This window comes from Caballeronia sp. PC1, from assembly GCF_021353155.1.
Lineage (GTDB): Bacteria > Pseudomonadota > Gammaproteobacteria > Burkholderiales > Burkholderiaceae > Caballeronia > Caballeronia cordobensis.
Genome location: NZ_JAJUBH010000004.1, coordinates 419702 through 436088 on the forward strand (window position 1 = coordinate 419702; position 16387 = coordinate 436088).

Consider the following 16387-nt stretch of genomic DNA (forward strand, 5'->3'; position numbering starts at 1 on the left):
GCTAGCACCATAGGAACGGCCGCTATTGATAGTCAAACAGCCAATGGCAGCACTCAACGTGCCGTCGACGATCGGCCTGCCATAGCTCCCGGACGGCGCTGATTAGGTGGTAATAAGGTGGTTCCCGGCGGAGAGCGTAATCTGCACATCGGCTTTTTTGAACGTGTAGTTGAAGCCGATCACACCCGCCACGGCGACTGCCACGAGTTGCGTAATGCGCTGAGGTGAATCAGACGGTCAATCGCCTCATACCCTGCCACTAGCGCGCTGATAAGGATAATCACGACGATCAGCATCCCCGCAAGATCCTCAACACCTCCAAGACCAAAGTTGAACATCGCAGTCGGCTTGCGGCGCACCAGAACGAACGCGGTCCAAAATGGAATGGCCGTCGTCGCATCGCCGACGTTGTGAATCGTGTCAGCGAGGAGTGCAACGCTGACCGAGGTAAAAACGACGATCAACTGAAGGATTGCGGCAATCGCCAGAATCACAAACGACCACTTGATCGCCTAGATGCCGCGTTCTGACGCATCTCTATGGGAACCTTTTGTTTCTCCATTTCTAGAGACGTCGTGCGAGAATACTGAACGCTTCGTCATCCTTATTCGCTTAACACTTGGTTGCCACGGCGGTTCAGTATGACGCAAAAGCTAGAAAGGTTCCTTTTCCCCGTCATCAACACCGCAAAGTCGGCACTTGGACGGGATCGTGAATTTCGATAGAAAATGGTCCGAGGAGTCTTTCTCCCGTGTTCTGAGCGACCTCGAGGTTCGCGACCAAGTGCTGAAATTCGCGCTTGCAGTTGACCGATACGGACAACGCGAGGCTACTTTTAGCTGTTCCTGCCAGCAGCATGAAGTACCGTGGCCAGCACCTCGAGCGCCCGTGCGGTACGCCGACTGGTCAGTCGCTCCTTAGCTGCCCGGCTTGCGTTTTCCCCAGATATGAACGCAAGGATCTCGTGTAGCCGGCGAATAACACCGCGCGCACCCCAGCGTCCTTCGGGGACCTCGTTGGGGAACACCCAAACTCTCGGGCTGACCTCTTCGAACGCACCACCCTCCGCGCGAGCCACAGCCTCGGTCACTCCCCTAACAAGACTCTGCATCACCGCATCGCCGTTGTACTGACCTTCCGGCACCGAAGTAATAAAACGATAACACGGGGTCTTTGCGGGAACACCCGCGACGTACACAGTGGGTCGGTGTAAGAAGCAGACGCTTACTGCCTGCGCGAGTTCGTTAGCAGGCTCAATATCCTCCTCGTGCTGGAGGAGAATTTCAGTGATCTCTTTCATCAGGCGTGCTTCAGCCTCGGGCTTCAGCGCACCCTCCGGAATGAAGGCGTCAATCATCGGCATAGGACTATCCTTCCAAAATTGTTGACATTACCAATTTGGCGCGATGAGTCGCCTGCCAGAGACATCGCCAGCAGCAGGCTATCGATATCTGCGCTTTTTCGGCGAATCAATATAAGCCGCGTCGTTGCACTACTTCCCCGACCGCCACGACAAAGCCGTGTGAGTGGTGCGTCAGTTCAACGCAATGACATGCAGTCGCGATGCTCGCCTGCAAAAGACCCGGTCCAGCATTGCCGCGCCGCCGGTATCGACCTCGTGCTGGATAAACCGGTCAGCCGCACCACGCTGGTTGCCACGATTCGCCAGTGAGCGGCAGACGCCCCACCGCCGCACCTAATCAACCCTTCCAGTGCGAGCACCGGACCACGCTGCAGAAGTTGCCGCGGTGGAAATGCGGTTCCTTGTCAGCAATCACATCGCCCATCACGTTGGCAAACGCTGTGTCGGGCTTGTGCTTGACGCCGTTGTAGAACGCCTGAAGGAGGTCTTCCGTGGTGTGCTCGGTACGCGGATGCGCGCGCACCACCACCTCGCGTTCCTCGTCGCTGTATTCGTCGTACTTGATGCCCAGTACATCCATTTCCACACCGGCAGTGACCAGCGCGATCACCGGGTGCATGAACTCGGGCACACCCGGTGTGGCGTGCAGCGCAATGGCGATCCACACGCGTTCCACGTCGTGTTCCGGAATGCCGTGGCTGCGCAAGAAATCGGCAGCCGCATTGGCGCCGTCCACTTCAAAGCGCTTGTCCGGACTGCTGTGTTTTACGGTCAGGCCCATGTCATGGAACATGGCGCCCGCATAAAGAAGCTCTGAATCGAACTTCAGGCCACGGCGCTGTCCGGCCAGTGCTGCCCAGTAATAGACGCGGCTCGAATGGTGGAACAGCAGATCGGACTCCGTATCGCGCACGAGATCGGTGATCTCGCGGGCAAGTTTGCTGTCGGGAATGGCGATGCCGCCTACGCTGATACTCATGACTGACTCTTTGTCGAGGGGGTTGTCCAGAGTATAAGAGTCCGGTTAACATGTCCGCAATCATCACGATACGACGAAATAAGACATTGTCTTGATCTCGAACAGCACCCGATGGCTACCCCGGAAACAGGATAGGAAAACGATATGTCGCCACCCCGAATCATTGTGCTCGTGGCGATCCAAGGCGTTCAGTTGCTGGACGTTTCGGGTCCGCTCGATGTATTTGCGGAGGCCAATGTCCAGTCCGGTGTCGAGGCCTATCGGCTGCAGGTCGTGGGCGTAACGCGCGGCGCGATTCGTGCCTCTTCGGGCGCGCGGCTGCTACCGGACCTAACCATCGAGGAAGATCGCCGGGCCACCGCGCTGCCGCGCCTGCATACGATGCTGGTGGCCGGTGCGCCGCACGCCGGCGACGCGCCGGCGGAACCGATGCTGCTCGACTGGCTTCGCCGGATGGCCCCGCGCACGCGCCGTTATGGCTCGGTGTGCCGCGGCGCTTTCCTGCTGGCCGAGGCCGGCCTGCTCGATGGCCGGCGCGTGACCACGCACTGGGCCGTGGCGGACCGGCTGGGGTCGTTGTTTCCCGCGGTGACCGTCGATGACGACGCGATCCTTGTGCGCGACGGCAAAGTGCGCACGGCAGCCGGCGTAACCACCGGGCTGGATCTTGCGCTGGCGCTTGTTGAGGAAGACCTGGGCAGGGACGTCGCGCTCAAGGTTGCCAGCCAGCTCGTGATGTACTTCAAGCGCCCCGGCGGGCAGGGGCAGTTCAGACGCCGCGCGGTCCCTGCCGCGGCCAACCGATCGGCCCTGCAGGAGCTACAACGTTGGGTCGCGGCGCATCCGGGGCAGCAGCATGATGTGCCGAGCCTGGCATTGCGCATGGGCGTGAGCCCGCGTCACCTGACGCGGCTGTTCCGGGAAGAGGTGGGCGTGACGCCTGCGAGCTGGGTGGAAGCGGCGCGCGTGACCGTGGCGCGTGAACTGCTCGAGAGCGGGGACCTTGCGCCCAAACAGGTGGCCGCCGAATGCGGCTTTTCAAGCGTCGATACGTTGCGCCGAGCATTCATGCGCGTGGTGGGCGTAACGCCGGCCGACTATCGCAAGCGACATGCGACGCCGGCTCAGTGAAGCCGCAGTCTTATGACGACGCGTCGGCCTCGCGCTTGCGATAGGCCGCCACCGTATGCCCGTTGCCGCAGAGCGCCGTGCTGCACCAGCGGCGCCGATTCGATCGCTTACGGTCAGGCTCGCGGTGAAAAGAAGTCACTCATGTCGCATTGCTTGTGATGGCAGCGATCAATTCCCTGGTTGTTAATACTTCATGGGCGTAAGTGGGGCCGTCAATATCCATCGCAGCGTGGAGTGCTTCATGTGAACGCGCAGAGGTCGCATCCCGAACAAGAGTTATGTGATAGCCAAGTTCCATGCCGATGCGGCCCGTCGCTTCAAGGCAAGTGTTCGCGAGCAGGCCAATCAGGATGATCTTTTCCTTGTAGTTCCTTTTAAGCAGTTGGTCCAGATCGGTATTTGGAAAGCCGCTGGATGCCCAGTGCTCAGTCGCAACAATGTCGCCTGGTTGCACCTGAAATTCATCGTGAAACGTACCGCCCCATGTTCCCTTTGCAAAGGCTTGACGCTCAGCCGCACCAAGCTGGTAAGGCGACGGATATTTCCAGTTCACGTAGTCACCCGACTCCCAACGATGGTGCGGTACGTGAAAAATCGCGACGCCGGCGGTACGCGCCGTTCGTACGATCGTCCGAAGGTTCTCCATCATGTTGTTCTCTGCGGCGATGTCCTTGATCCACGGAAATAGCTTGCCTCCGTCACTCAGAAAGTCGTTGTACAGATCCACGCAAAGAACTGCTGTGATCTTGGGGTCGTAGCTGGTCATCGAAATCTCCGCTGTTGAATTGCGAGCCGAACCGGCCAGAGGCGACGCCGGCACTTGCTGAAAATAGAATTAGCGGGCGATCTGTACGGCTGCTGCCTTTTTTACACGTGTCATGAGAACACCTGTGTCAAAGAAATTGGTCAGATCGTCGTCGGATCGGCCCTCACGGGAATATCGATTGCTTCTATGCGAACTTGAGTCCGATCACGCCACCGAGAATCAGCAGGATGAAAAACACCCGCAATGGTGCGGCCGAATCTCCGAGCAAAGCGATACCAAGAATTGCCGTACCCGCCGCCCCGATTCCAGTCCACACGGCGTAGCCGGTCCCGACCGGCACTGTCCGGAGCGCCACGGAGAGCAGAATCACGCTCGACAGTCCGCTCGCGACCGTAAGCAGCCCGGGCGTCAGTCGCGTGAAGCCGTCTGAGGCCTTCATCGCAAAGGCGAAAGCGATCTCAAGCACGCCTGCCAGGCTAAGTAGTACCCATGCCATCAGTGAAAGCTCCTTACAAGGTGTGCGATGTCAGGCTTTAGCGTAAGCTGCGGCGGGAACGGTGCGGAAGGCGATGCCAAGACGATTGAAAGCGTTCATCAGGCTGATCGCATAGGTGAGGTCGGCGAGTTCCTTGTCATCGAATTCGGCCGCCGCCGCTTGATAAGCGTCATCGGGGGCGTGCGTTGCCGCCACATCCGTGACCACTTCCGCCCAGGCGATCGCTGCTTTCTCGCGCGCGCTGTACAGCGTGCCGGCGTCGTGCCAGACCTGTAGAAGGGTGAGCTTTTCCTCCGATACCCCGAGCTTCTTCAGGTCTCGCGTGTGCATATCGATACAGAAAGCACAGCCATTGATCTGCGAGACACGCAAGTACACGAGGTTGATCAGCTCCTTCGCAAGGCCGCATTTCTGAAGTATCGAATGTACTTCACCGAACGCCCGATACGCGTCCGGTGACGCCTTGCTGTAGTTGATGCGTTGTGTCATGGAGAACCCCTCTGATCAATCGTTAAAGAGGCTTCATCTTGTCTCACCTTGGTCCAGTTCAAAAGGACCATGAACCTGCATCCGCGCTATGCCATGATTCTTGGCGTATGTGTCGACCCGGTCACATCAGCGCCAGGATTCGCTTGCCGAGTTGCGCCGCGGTTGCCTGACTGTCAACGTTCGTGAAGCCGACGAGCAGCGCCGATCCGACTTGCCGTCCCTCGCCCCAATCCGAAAGCGCTTCGGCGTACAGGCCGTTTTCACCCATACTCGCAACGAGCCGGCGGTCCGACCGGCGACCACGCAAACGCAAGATCAGATGCATCCCACCAGGTTGTGCATCGATGTCCACATAGTTGCCCAGAGCGCTTTCAAGACCTGCAACCGTTGCATCGCGTCGTTCGGCATATAGCCTGCGCATTCGCTGAATATGTCGTGCAAAGTGCCCCTCTCTCATGAACGATGTCACCATCGCCTGAACAAAATGGGACGTGCCTGTGCCAAGCGTTTGAACGACCTGCTCGAAGCGTTCGACGAGCGTGTCGGGGACGACCAGATACGCGAGTCGGAGGCTCGGCATCAGCACCTTGCTGAAGGTGCCTGCATAAAGGACTCTTTCGTTTCCATCAAGACTTTTCAGCGCTGGCAAGGGCCGGCTGACATAGCGATATTCGCCATCGTAGTCATCTTCGATGACCCATCCCTTGTTTCGCGCAGCCCATTCCAGCAAGGCCAGACGGCGGGGCAACGAAAGTGTTACGCTTAAAGGGCTTTGATGGGCGGGAGTCACGATCACCGCCCGCGCGCGCGGGGCAAGTTCAATGCCGCAGGCAACATCTATTCCTTCTTCGTCCACCGGAATGGGAACTCCGCTCAGATTGAGCATACCGATCAACTGCCGGGTCGGCGGGTATCCCGGATTTTCGTACCACACTTGATCGCCCGCGTGGAATAGCGCGTGAGAGATGAGTTCGATCGACTGACGATAGCCTGATGTTACGAACACCTGTGTGGGCGCGCACTTAATCCCGCGCGCGACCTGAAGGTATGTCGCGATAGCCCCGCGAAGCTCTTCTAGGCCACACACCGGCGGGTGAATCATGTCGAACGCTTGCATGGCACGAATCCGGTTCGCGCCCAGCCGCGCCCAAATTTTTCGGGGAAACATGTCGAGTGCAGGCAAGCCCATCTGGAAAGGCAAGATGGAATCGGGTCGGAAGCTGGGGGCTTCTGGCACGGCCTTCAACTTTGGCTGCACTTCCCGGGTTGGAATCCGTTCTCGGAGGCCGGGCGTGACGATGGTTCCAGCCTGACCTCGCGAGACGACATACCCTTCGGCGGCCAATAGCTCATACGCAGTATTCACCGTGCCCCGGGCCAGACCCAGTTCGGTCGTCAGGGCACGCGCGGAGGGTATTCGGTCGCCGGGCTTTAGTGTCCCATCGACGATGACCGCCACGAGACGTTCATAGATCTGGCGGTAAAGCGGAGTCTCCGCGGTTGGATCGAGCGGTGAAACAATCGTTCTTTTCAATTTGACCATGAGCGGTCGCGTCTGCGCGTCTAAAAAAGGATTGAACCATTGCATGCGAAAGGCGTGTCATGCTGCTCGCAGCAATGGCAGTTTGGTCTGCCGCTTGGGCATTGTCCGCTACTCATTTCCATGGCGCCATCATGGTCTATACGACAACTCGATTTTTGGTTCTGTCAGTTGAACCATCCCCTTGTTAGAGTATTCCCACGCGACGCCTTCATCAAGCGATCTAGGCGCATCAGAAGAACACAGCACCGCTGCCTTGAAACGGAACTTTGGGAACCACATACATGAACATCCTGCATCTCACATTCAGTGCACGGGGAGAGTCCTCAGAGAGCCGACGGCTTTCGAGGAAAATCGTCGAGATCCTTCTTCAAAGAAGCCCCAAGGCCGAACTGATCGTCCGCAGACTTGGTGACGGAGCGCTACCGCACGTCGATGCGGACTATGCGTTCATACAGCATTCAAACGATGCGGGAGCCTACGGAAAGGGGTCGTCCGCCGTGTCCGACCAGTTGATCGCGGAGCTTGAGCGGGCGGACGTGGTTGTCATCGGAACGCCCATGCACAATCTCAGCGTGCCGTCTTCCCTTAAGGCGTGGATCGATCATGTGGTTCGTGCCCGAAGGACGTTCAGCATGGGAACCTCGGGCAAGAAGGGTATGCTGCACGATCGACCTGTGTACATCGCGGTAGCGTCCGGCGGTCGCTTTTCCGGAACGAACGCTCATCAGCCGGATTTCCTGACGCCCTATCTGAAGGCCGTTCTGGCGTCGATCGGACTCAACAATCTGCTCTTCTTCTCAGTAGAAGGGACTGGCGCACGCGCGGAGTCCGTGGAACTCGCCCGTCGCGTGGCCGATCAAGCGCTCATGTCCCATTTCAACTCTCTTGAGCTTCAGCATGCCAGCGAAAACCTCGACTGAAACGGCGTCGCGCACAATCAACGCCATCGCCGTTTTCTGCGGCTCGAACTTCGGTGCTTCTGAACGATACGCGCAGGACGCACGCAGGCTCGGCCTGGCCTTGGCAGGTGCGGGCATAAAGGTAGTGTATGGCGGGACGACCAAAGGATTGATGGGTGCCGTAGCGGATGCGGCAATATCGGCGGGAGGCCAGGTGCACGGCGTCATCACAGAAAGCCTGCATCGGCGCGGCCATTCGCATTCGGCGCTAACTCATTGCGAGATCGCATCCACGCTAAGAAATCGCAAGGAGCGGATGGTCGAGCTTGCTGACGCATTCATTGCACTGCCCGGAGGAATCGGAACGATCGAAGAAGTTATGGAAGTCTGGACGATGAACCAGTTGCAGGAAATCGACAAGCCTTTGGGTCTGTTGAACACTGCGAACTTCTTCATGCCCTTCATGAGTTTCATCGATCACATGGTCGAACAGAGATTTCTGCCCTTCGCACATCGTGAATCCATCGCTATCCATAGCGACCCAAACGAGTTGACTGAGTCGTTGCGTCGCCAGTCACGTATCGATGTGCCCAAATGGATTTAGCTGATGAGACCGTCATCTGCATCATGAATATGGTCGGATGGCCGCTTACTAGTCTCGAAGAGGCACTCGCATGATCTAAAAGCGGAGGAACTATACGACCGCTTGTGGCCGAGGGTGTGTGAAAACGCATTGATCGCCTACACTGAATCAACTCACTGAGACCGGGTGACTCATGAAGCGATTCGTTGAAGGCGATGACCGCAAGCAGGTTTCACTTCTTCCCGAATGCGTCGACGACTATAAAGGACAGGACAACCCGGTGTGAATCGTGGACGTCTTCGTCGACGAATTGGATCTTGAGGAACTCGGATTCGGCGGCGCTACGCCCGCCACCACGGGGCGCCCGTCATATCATCCGAGTGTGATGCTCGAGATCTATATTTACGCCTATCTGAATCGCATACCTTCCAGCCGGCGTCTCGAACGTGATTGTCAACGCAATATCGAGTTGATGTGGCTGACCGGACGCTTGGCGCCAGACTTCAAGACCATCGCAGACTTTCGCCGCGACAACGGTCCAGCTATTCGCAACGTGTGTCGCCGTTTCGTCGAGTTGTGCCGAGGGCTGAAGCTGCTCTCCGGCGATACAGTGGCCATCGATGGCAGTAAGTTCAAAGCTGTGAACAGTCGTGACCGGAACTACACGGAAGGCAAGATCGACAAGCGTCAGCAGCAGATTGAAGAAAGCGTACAACGCTACCTCGACGCGATCGAAAGCGCAGACCGCACCAGCCCAACAGGTTTCGATGTCAAGACGGTGCGCTTGCACGAGAAGATCGCCCGCTTACGCCAACAGATGCGAGAGCTCGAACAGATCCGAAAGCAGCTAAAAACCCAACCGGACAAACAGCTATCTCTCACAGATCCGGATTCACGCTCGATGACCAGCGGTGGCAAAAGAACCGGAACAGTTGGCTACAACGTTCAGGCCGCCGTGGACGCAAAGCATCATCTGATCGTTGAACACGAAGTGACGAATGTCGGAGGCGATCACGGACAACTTAGCGGAATGGCGATCGTGGCAAGAAAGGCGATGGGCAAGTCTCGATTGAAGATTCTGGCCGATCGAGGTTATTTCAGCGGTCCGGATATCCGGGCGTGCGAACTGGCAGGTATCACGGCGTATGTCCCAAAGCCGCTCACATCAGCGTTAAGAAAGAAAGGCCTTTTTACCAAGCGCGACTTTATCTACGTTGCAAGGCACGATGAATATCGATGCCCCGCCGGCGAACGTGCAATTCGTCGATTCATGACAGTCGAACACGGCATGAATCTTCAAGTTTACTGGTCCAGCGCCTGCCCGCATTGTCATTTAAAGGAGCGATGTTCGCCCAGCGACTATCGCCGCATCCGACGATGGGAGCACGAACACATACTCGAAGCCATGCAACGACGGCTCGATCGGAAGCCAGATGCAATGACTATCCGACGAAGCACTGTCGAGCATGTTTTCGGCACGCTCAAGCAGTGGATGGGTGCCACACACTTTCTGACGCGGACGCTCAAGCGGGTGAGCACCGAGATGAGTCTTCAGGTGCTGGCCTACAACCTCAAACGCGTCATAAACATACTCGGAGTCGCGAGAACAATGAGGGCGATGAAGATGGTCGGAAGCTGAGGCCCTAGGGGCCTGTCTTTTCGCATATGACGTTTGGATGATGGTCGTCAGGTTTACCGAAATACTCACTGGGCAGGCCAATGGAACTCGTCCTTGCGGCAAGAATGCAGTTTTCACACACCCTTATATGGACACCGCCCGATTTGCCAAGTTGATCTTGTGTGATACGTAAACGAGGTATCGGCTGCGGTCTTATATACGGCCTTTTGCAAGCCGAAGCTGCGGGCCCTGATGGAATTCGCCAGGAGCGTCCTCATCTCGGCCACGTGCTTGAAACACAAGGCTGTGTTCAGGTTTGCGTTCCTGCGGTCCGACCTGTTTTGCCATCACATGAAATCAACCCCAGCAACCTACCAGTTCTTCACTGCCTCAAAGTAATCGTCCCGCTATGCAGATCTGTTGCTGATATGACGTGCTTCGTACGAAGTCCCGTGAGCGAAGATCGCCCAGGCGATTCTCGCCATTTTGTTTGCCAGGGCCACTGTTGCCACATTTGCTGGGCGTCGCTCCTGTATTGCCTTTTGCCACGCGGTTGGCACCTTGGTGTGACAGAGAACGGAGCGTGCCCCATGTATCAGCAACGTACGCAGGTAGGGGTCGCCACGTCTTGAGATCGAGCCCAGCCGTATCTTTCCTCCGGTACCGTGCTGACGAGGAACAAGCCCCGGAAACGCTGCGAACTCACGCCCCGACCTGAATGTCTTCGCATCTCCAATTGTTGCTACCAGGGCCGTTGAAGTCAGGCGGCCGATACCCGGCACTTCGGAGATCGCACGACATGCCGCTTCGTGTTTCTGCCAGGCGCCAATCCGCTTCTCGAGTTGATTGATGTCTTCCTCGAACACGTTGATGCGACGTAACTGTTCGAGAAGGTTAAGAACGATCGATCGTGGCAGTGCGTCTTCGAGTTCTGCCATGCGCTCCCTGATCTCGTCGAGTCCTGCTACGCGTCCTGCACGAAACGTAACGCCGAACTCATACAGCAGCCCACGCAGCTGATTTATCTGCATCGTTCGAAACTTGACGAGCAGCGAACGCATACGATGGAGGCTTAGCATTACTTGCTGATCCTCTGTCTTGGCGGCAACTGTACGCATGCCGGGTTGCTGCACGGCAGTCCAGATTGCCCGGGCGTCCGCAGCGTCGGTCTTGTTCGTTTGCACGAAGGGCCGAATGAATTGGGCGTGTAATAGCACCACCTCGTGTCCGAGCGCGCGGATCTTACGCGCCCACCAGTGCGCGCTTCCGCATGCCTCGAGGGCGACGCGACCCGCGGGACGCTGCGCCAGAAATGCAATCAAATCGTCACGTCCGAACTTCCGGTTCGCGATCTCGCCAGTTTGGGCGTCGACCCAGTACATCTGGAACACCCGTTTTGCAATGTCGAGTCCATATGTCGTAGCTTTCATTTGGGCCTCCGTTCCTCAAGTGGTGTGTCGCAACTCCACTTTGGCACATTGATGCCGTTCGGTCCTGGGGGCCCTCAATCGTGGCCACTTCCCCGGAGGGAGGGCGGTGTCCATTCCATCTCGGCCGGCATCGGTCGAAAGAAGCAACGCCGTCGAATCTTGAGAGTGTCCGCGCCCAGGGCCATCTCGGTCTGCAGTCCATCGATAGCGGTCGTGGTGGTGGATAGAGTAGAAAATTGTGATTGCGGTGCTTAATTGAATGGCGGTTTCAAGGTTGAAGTGCAACAGCGGCTTTAATGTTTAGAGCCATGAGGTTGAGCTGCCGAAGCGAGTGTTGCGGCGAAGACCTCGAGCGGCGAATGGAAGGCGTGAGTGGCGCGAGGCCTGCTGTTCAGACTGTCGGCAATGGCGTCAAGTTCGTCCTGACTGTAGACGGAAAGGTCGGTGCCTTTGGGCAGATACTGGCGCAGCAGGCCGTTGGTGTTTTCACACGTGCCGCGTTGCCATGGGCTGTGCGGGTCGCAGAAGTACACCTTCACACCGGTGGCGGCGGTGAGCTCTGCATGCCGCGACATCTCCTTGCCTTGGTCGTAGGTGAAGCTCTGCCGTAATGGCTCGGCAATCGAATTGAGTTTGGTAGAGAAGCCTGCCAGCGCGGAAGCAGCTGTAGCATCTCCCATCTTCGCCAGCAGCACCAGGCGGCTGGTCCGTTCCACCAGCACTCCGACTGAAGACGCATTGTTGGCGCCCTTGATGAAGTCGCCCTCCCAATGTCCGGGCAGCAGTCGGTCCTCGATTTCGGGCGGCCGCACATGAATACTGACCATGTCCGGAATCTGTCCGCGTCGGTCTGTACCCCGTGTGCGCGGCATGCGTGTGCTGTGGCCGTGGCGCAGGCAGGCGATAAGCTGACGGCGCAGCTCGCCGCGCGGCTGGGCGTAGATGGCCGTATAGATAGTTTCGTGGGACACGTGCTGGGTCGGGTCGGTCGGATACATGCGCTTGAGTGTGCCCGATATCTGCTGAGGTGACCATTTCCACTCGAGCAGGGTAAGAACGATGCGCCAGCACACACTCTGCGGGCAGAGCTTTGTGGGACGGCGACCCGCACTCCGACGCGCGGCGCTGAGCACTTCTGCAGGTGCGGATGCATAGCCCGAAGGAGAACGATTTCGCCTCAGTTCACGGCTGACGGTGGACGGCGAGCGGCCGAGTATCCGGGCCATGGCCCGGATACTCGAACCCTGCAAATGCAGGCTGGCAATGGTCAGGCGCTCTTCGGGTTGAAGCTGTTGATACTGGGTCTTTTCGTGCATCGCAACACCCTATACGAAACAGGTGTTGCACTTCAGATTTGAGGCCGCCAATGTAACGAGTGAAGAACTCGGACTACGATCAGTACGCTTATCGAAGGACGTCGCTTCACAGCACGGCTAAATCGGACGTCACAAAAACCGAAACCTGTGTTCGGTGAATCTCCTGTCCAAGGCGATAAGCGCGATAAGTTGTCCGATAACAACTTGCGGGTGCGCTTGAAAAATTGGTTCCCTAGCCTAGATTTAATCACAGGCATGCGACCGAACTGTTAGGTCCTCCCTGTCGGATTGGCCGAGCCCATACGAACGCCGTCTATCGAGAGGAGCAGCGCATGCCCGACGATCGCAGTCAGAGCGACCCAGACGAATTTGACGCAGTTGCGGCGAAAATATGCGAATACGTCGCGAAGGAAGATCCGCCTGCCGCGGGTACCTTTGAAATCGGCATTGTGCTGGCGGGGGCGATATCCGCGGGCGCATACAGTTCAGGTGTGGTCGACTTTTTGATCGAGGCGCTGGACGCCTGGGAAGCCGCCAAGGAAGCGGAGCGCAGGAGCGGAAAAGCGAAAACCGGATGGTCCGTACCGTCGCACGACGTGGTATTGCGTGTGTTCGCCGGTGCTTCGGCTGGCAGCATGACAGCGGCAATCGCCGCCGCCGCACTCAAATACGATTTTCCTCACATCGACGCATCAAGCGCATCCTCGCCGGGCAAGAGCGCCAACCCGTTCTATCGTGCGTGGGTGCAGGACATCGACATTCGCGAACTGCTCAAGTCCGACGATCTTTCCAAACAAGGCACACTCGTTTCTTTGCTCGATTCGACGGTGCTAGAGCAGATCACCAATCGCGCGCTCGACTACACCGCCGCGCCTAAGGCGCGTCCTTACTTGCGCGACCGCACGCGGTTCATCTTTTCGCAGGCGAGCCTGCGCGGTGTTCCCTACTACTTGCCGATCAAAAGTACCTATAGCGCGGGCTTAGGCATGTGGATGCACAAGAGCTACCGTAGTTTTGCTGCAAGCTATACGAGTGCCGTACCTCGAGCACGCCGCGACGACGCGATCTTGCCGGCGCGGAACAGTTCGGCTGATCCGGCCTGGAAGCTGCTCGGCAATGCCGCGCTCGGCTCCGGCGCGTTTCCCGTCGGGCTGGCCGCACGCGAGGAGGATCGCAACGTAGGGGATCTCGATTACCACTTCTTCACATATACCGAGCCGAAGTCGCAGAAGCAGGTTTTCAAAGAACTCGTACCGGCATGGAAGGCCGAAGGCAGCAAGGTGGAGGTGCCCGCACGGTTCAAAGGTTTTGTCGTCGACGGCGGCACGATGGACAATGAACCGCTCGACTTCGCCCGCACGGAACTGGCTGGCCAGATTGAACAAAATCCGCGTGGCGGCAAGGAGGCGATTCGTGCCCTCGTGATGATCGATCCGTTTCCCGACACGCTCGCGGAAGTAAACAATACGATCGCAGGTGAACATGGGGATTTGTTCAGTTCTACTTTCGGTCTGATCGGCGCATGGAAGAATCAAGCCCGCTTCGATCCCGCCGATCTTGCGCTGGCATTCATGGACGACGTGTACAGCCGCTATTTGATCGCGCCGAGCCGCCGAATTTCTCCGACCGATCCGCGCACCGAAACGAACGGCTTCGATCTGGCAAGCGGCTGCCTTGGTGGATTCGGCGGCTTTCTGAGCGAAGAGTTTCGTCGTCACGATTATTTGCTCGGGCGCCGAAATTGCCAGCAATTCCTTGCGAAACACTTCAGCATTCCGGCAGGCAATCCTCTCTTCAACAACTGGAGTCAAGCGTCGAGAACGGATTGGAGCATCTCGGAGGAATTACCGATCATCCCGCTCGTCGGAACAATGCGCGAAGAGATCGCACTGCCGACATGGCCGACCCAGCCGGTCGAGCTGGCGCCGCTGCGTGACTTGCTGGAAGCACGTGTGATCGCCGTCGCGGGCAGTGCGCTCGATATGCTGAAAGTGTCGCGGATCGAGCGGACTGCGGCGCGTATCGGCATTAAGCTCCTGCGCAAGAGGCTGCTCGGCTATGCGATGGACAAAGTGCTGAACGATCTTGGCAAACGGAATCTGCCAAGAGTAAGAGCACAGTTGGATTAACACTCTCGTCGTTTCGGCTGTACTGCTCCGCAGTGAAAGAGCGCGCTACTCGACATCCGAGGGCCTAGGGACATTAATTGAACCTCGATGCTCCGGCTGTTGCTACCTGGTTAAACGAGGTTCTGTTTATGCAAAGGTGTCATAGGTTATAATCCTATTTCATCGTGTTATGGCATAAGCCATTAAAAACGTGTCCAATCCACTACTTTGACTTCTCCATCTAGTAGCATTTAACCATGTTAATAATACGACATCGCAAGCCGGCTCAGTTTGCTATAGCGGATGCACAACGAGTCATCCGTGTTTGAAATTCCGGTCATATTTTTTACAGCAGAAGCTGCGGGGAAAATCGGGACGGAAATTCTACTACGACTCATTTTTGGACCCCGCTGGGGGATGTTTTCTGTCGTCGTCGAGCCCCTTTTCAGAACGGGCGCTCGCTTCACGTCGTCCAAAGAAATAGCCGATCACCAACGTGGCGATTGGTGGAAGCACCTGCAAACAGGACTCGAAAATTTTGTTTGCCGCGGCTGTGCTGTCCTCGGCGGACCAATAGTACATTGCCATACTCAGCATGAAGACAAGTGCAAGTGTGGTGAGGATAACGGCCGCGAAATGTACGATCTTCTCTTCGTGCCCTTGCGTTTTTAAGTCCCTAATAAGAGAAATCATCTTGAGGACAACAAAGTTCACCGAGAGCGAATAGTAACGGCGCTAACATACGAACAATCGGTGGCATAGTCTCTCTTATTGCTGTTAGTGTGTTCACACGGCTCCTCACTGGATTGCGCTCTAGATTAGATAGGCTTTTTTGCAAGTACGGTCCAAGATCGCGGGAGCTGACCGGATATCTGCGTATTAATTGGCCACGCTCCAGTGAAACGTCCAGCGAAATTCAAAGAGACGTATATGGAACTGATCGTCGAATCTGTCAGCGACGGACCGCACAATCTTCATGACATGGACCAGACAGGGCCCGCACAATAGTGTGGCTGGAATAGTGCCCTTAGACGGGTTTCGATTCTTTAAGATAGGTAGCACGGTGCGACCAGGCAAGTTCTGCAGAGGATAATCCGGCAGTGAGCGTGTGAAGGCGCACATATTTTCGCAATCAGCAGCTAATTCATACGACGTTCCGACAATTGTGTTTAGGGTCGAAAATCTTCGACAGTCGAAAAGCATCCTGCAAACCTAAACAATTGCGGACGATGTTCAACTGACCGTTATCTGGCCGGAGCCGACGCTCGAACGCCCGTGAGAAAGCGCGAACGAATGGCGGGAACTGGCGGCTGCCGCCCGATGCGGCCGGCTGGACCCGACCCACATCGGCCGCTCTCGCTGCTCCGAAGATAACAGCGGGTTCTCGGCTTTTTCAGACGTCCGTTGGCCTACTCCTGCTCCCCGGTCCGATTCGAATAGCACGCATTGGGGTCCACGATTTTCGAGACGTAGCTCCGGACCTTCTTCCGCGAGCCCCGCTGGGCGTACGTGCGATGCAGGCGAGGGCGTCGCTTTCGCCACTGCGTTAGGAATCCTTTCGTGACAGATCAGTATTATCGGTGCGAAAAAAATAGAAAAAGCGCTCGAACGCGACTACACGAATCGATGATGAGCGGAAGAGCCGCCGGAAGGATTCGCCTGAGTT

The 16387-nt window shown here is 57.1% G+C and carries 15 protein-coding genes and 1 pseudogene; 6 read left to right on the plus strand and 10 right to left on the minus strand.

The window, feature by feature from the left end; genetic code table 11:
• Positions 1-179 precede the first annotated feature (179 nt).
• From LY284_RS35245 to LY284_RS35255, 3 genes are all read right to left on the minus strand, one after another.
• Positions 180-494, minus strand: a complete 315-nt coding sequence (locus tag LY284_RS35245) for a cation transporter (RefSeq protein WP_233391760.1) — start codon at positions 492-494, stop codon at positions 180-182.
• A gap of 341 nt (positions 495-835) precedes the next feature.
• Entirely contained in the window at positions 836-1363 is a 528-nt protein-coding gene (locus LY284_RS35250) for a Tautomerase enzyme (RefSeq protein WP_041733752.1), read from the minus strand.
• A gap of 337 nt (positions 1364-1700) precedes the next feature.
• The gene (locus LY284_RS35255) at positions 1701-2342 is read right to left on the minus strand and encodes an HD domain-containing protein (RefSeq protein ID WP_233391762.1); all 642 of its coding nucleotides are present in this window, start codon (positions 2340-2342) and stop codon (positions 1701-1703) included.
• A gap of 144 nt (positions 2343-2486) precedes the next feature.
• On the opposite strand from LY284_RS35255, the gene LY284_RS35260 reads away from it, so the two are divergent.
• A complete protein-coding gene (locus LY284_RS35260; RefSeq protein WP_014253337.1) occupies positions 2487-3473 on the plus strand; it encodes a GlxA family transcriptional regulator in 987 nt (328 codons plus the stop codon).
• 10 nt (positions 3474-3483) lie between these two features.
• On the opposite strand, the gene LY284_RS35265 is transcribed toward LY284_RS35260, so the two are convergent.
• From LY284_RS35265 to LY284_RS35285, 5 genes are all read right to left on the minus strand, one after another.
• Positions 3484-3612 carry a CGNR zinc finger domain-containing protein gene (locus LY284_RS35265; RefSeq protein ID WP_081478317.1) on the minus strand — a complete coding sequence of 43 codons (129 nt, stop codon included), beginning with the start codon at positions 3610-3612 and terminating at the stop codon, positions 3484-3486.
• Entirely contained in the window at positions 3613-4239 is a 627-nt protein-coding gene (locus tag LY284_RS35270) for an isochorismatase family cysteine hydrolase (protein WP_233391764.1), read from the minus strand.
• Between the two features lie 184 nt (positions 4240-4423).
• Complete coding sequence (locus LY284_RS35275; RefSeq protein ID WP_014253335.1) at positions 4424-4735, minus strand: multidrug efflux SMR transporter; 312 nt, start codon at positions 4733-4735, stop codon at positions 4424-4426.
• 30 nt (positions 4736-4765) lie between these two features.
• The gene (locus LY284_RS35280; protein WP_014253334.1) at positions 4766-5224 is read right to left on the minus strand and encodes a carboxymuconolactone decarboxylase family protein; all 459 of its coding nucleotides are present in this window, start codon (positions 5222-5224) and stop codon (positions 4766-4768) included.
• A gap of 121 nt (positions 5225-5345) precedes the next feature.
• Positions 5346-6767, minus strand: a complete 1422-nt coding sequence (locus tag LY284_RS35285) for a PLP-dependent aminotransferase family protein (RefSeq protein ID WP_014253333.1) — start codon at positions 6765-6767, stop codon at positions 5346-5348.
• 281 nt (positions 6768-7048) lie between these two features.
• Here LY284_RS35285 and LY284_RS35290 point away from each other — a divergent pair, with 281 nt between their 5' ends.
• The 3 genes and pseudogenes from LY284_RS35290 to LY284_RS35300 all read left to right on the plus strand — a co-directional run bounded on the left by LY284_RS35290 (position 7049) and on the right by LY284_RS35300 (position 9888).
• Positions 7049-7687: an FMN-dependent NADH-azoreductase gene (locus tag LY284_RS35290; RefSeq protein WP_041733750.1), complete on the plus strand. Its 639-nt coding sequence runs from the start codon at positions 7049-7051 to the stop codon at positions 7685-7687.
• Positions 7665-8270, plus strand: coding sequence for a TIGR00730 family Rossman fold protein (locus LY284_RS35295; RefSeq protein ID WP_014253331.1), 606 nt, complete (start codon positions 7665-7667; stop codon positions 8268-8270). The genes LY284_RS35290 and LY284_RS35295 overlap by 23 nt, the downstream gene beginning before the upstream one ends.
• A gap of 172 nt (positions 8271-8442) precedes the next feature.
• Positions 8443-9888, plus strand: a pseudogene (locus tag LY284_RS35300) (IS1182 family transposase).
• A 386-nt stretch (positions 9889-10274) separates the two neighbouring features.
• Here LY284_RS35300 and LY284_RS35305 read toward each other — a convergent pair.
• Both LY284_RS35305 and LY284_RS35310 read right to left on the minus strand, forming a co-directional pair.
• Positions 10275-11297 (minus strand): IS110 family transposase, encoded by a 1023-nt coding sequence (locus LY284_RS35305; protein ID WP_233391768.1) that lies wholly within the window; start codon positions 11295-11297, stop codon positions 10275-10277.
• 293 nt (positions 11298-11590) lie between these two features.
• Positions 11591-12613: an IS30 family transposase gene (locus LY284_RS35310; protein WP_233391770.1), complete on the minus strand. Its 1023-nt coding sequence runs from the start codon at positions 12611-12613 to the stop codon at positions 11591-11593.
• Between the two features lie 332 nt (positions 12614-12945).
• Between LY284_RS35310 and LY284_RS35315 the strand changes: the two genes are divergently transcribed.
• Both LY284_RS35315 and LY284_RS35320 read left to right on the plus strand, forming a co-directional pair.
• Positions 12946-14742: a patatin-like phospholipase family protein gene (locus LY284_RS35315; RefSeq protein ID WP_050878657.1), complete on the plus strand. Its 1797-nt coding sequence runs from the start codon at positions 12946-12948 to the stop codon at positions 14740-14742.
• 300 nt (positions 14743-15042) lie between these two features.
• Positions 15043-15393: a hypothetical protein gene (locus LY284_RS35320; RefSeq protein ID WP_175582579.1), complete on the plus strand. Its 351-nt coding sequence runs from the start codon at positions 15043-15045 to the stop codon at positions 15391-15393.
• The last annotated feature ends 994 nt before the right edge of the window (positions 15394-16387 follow it).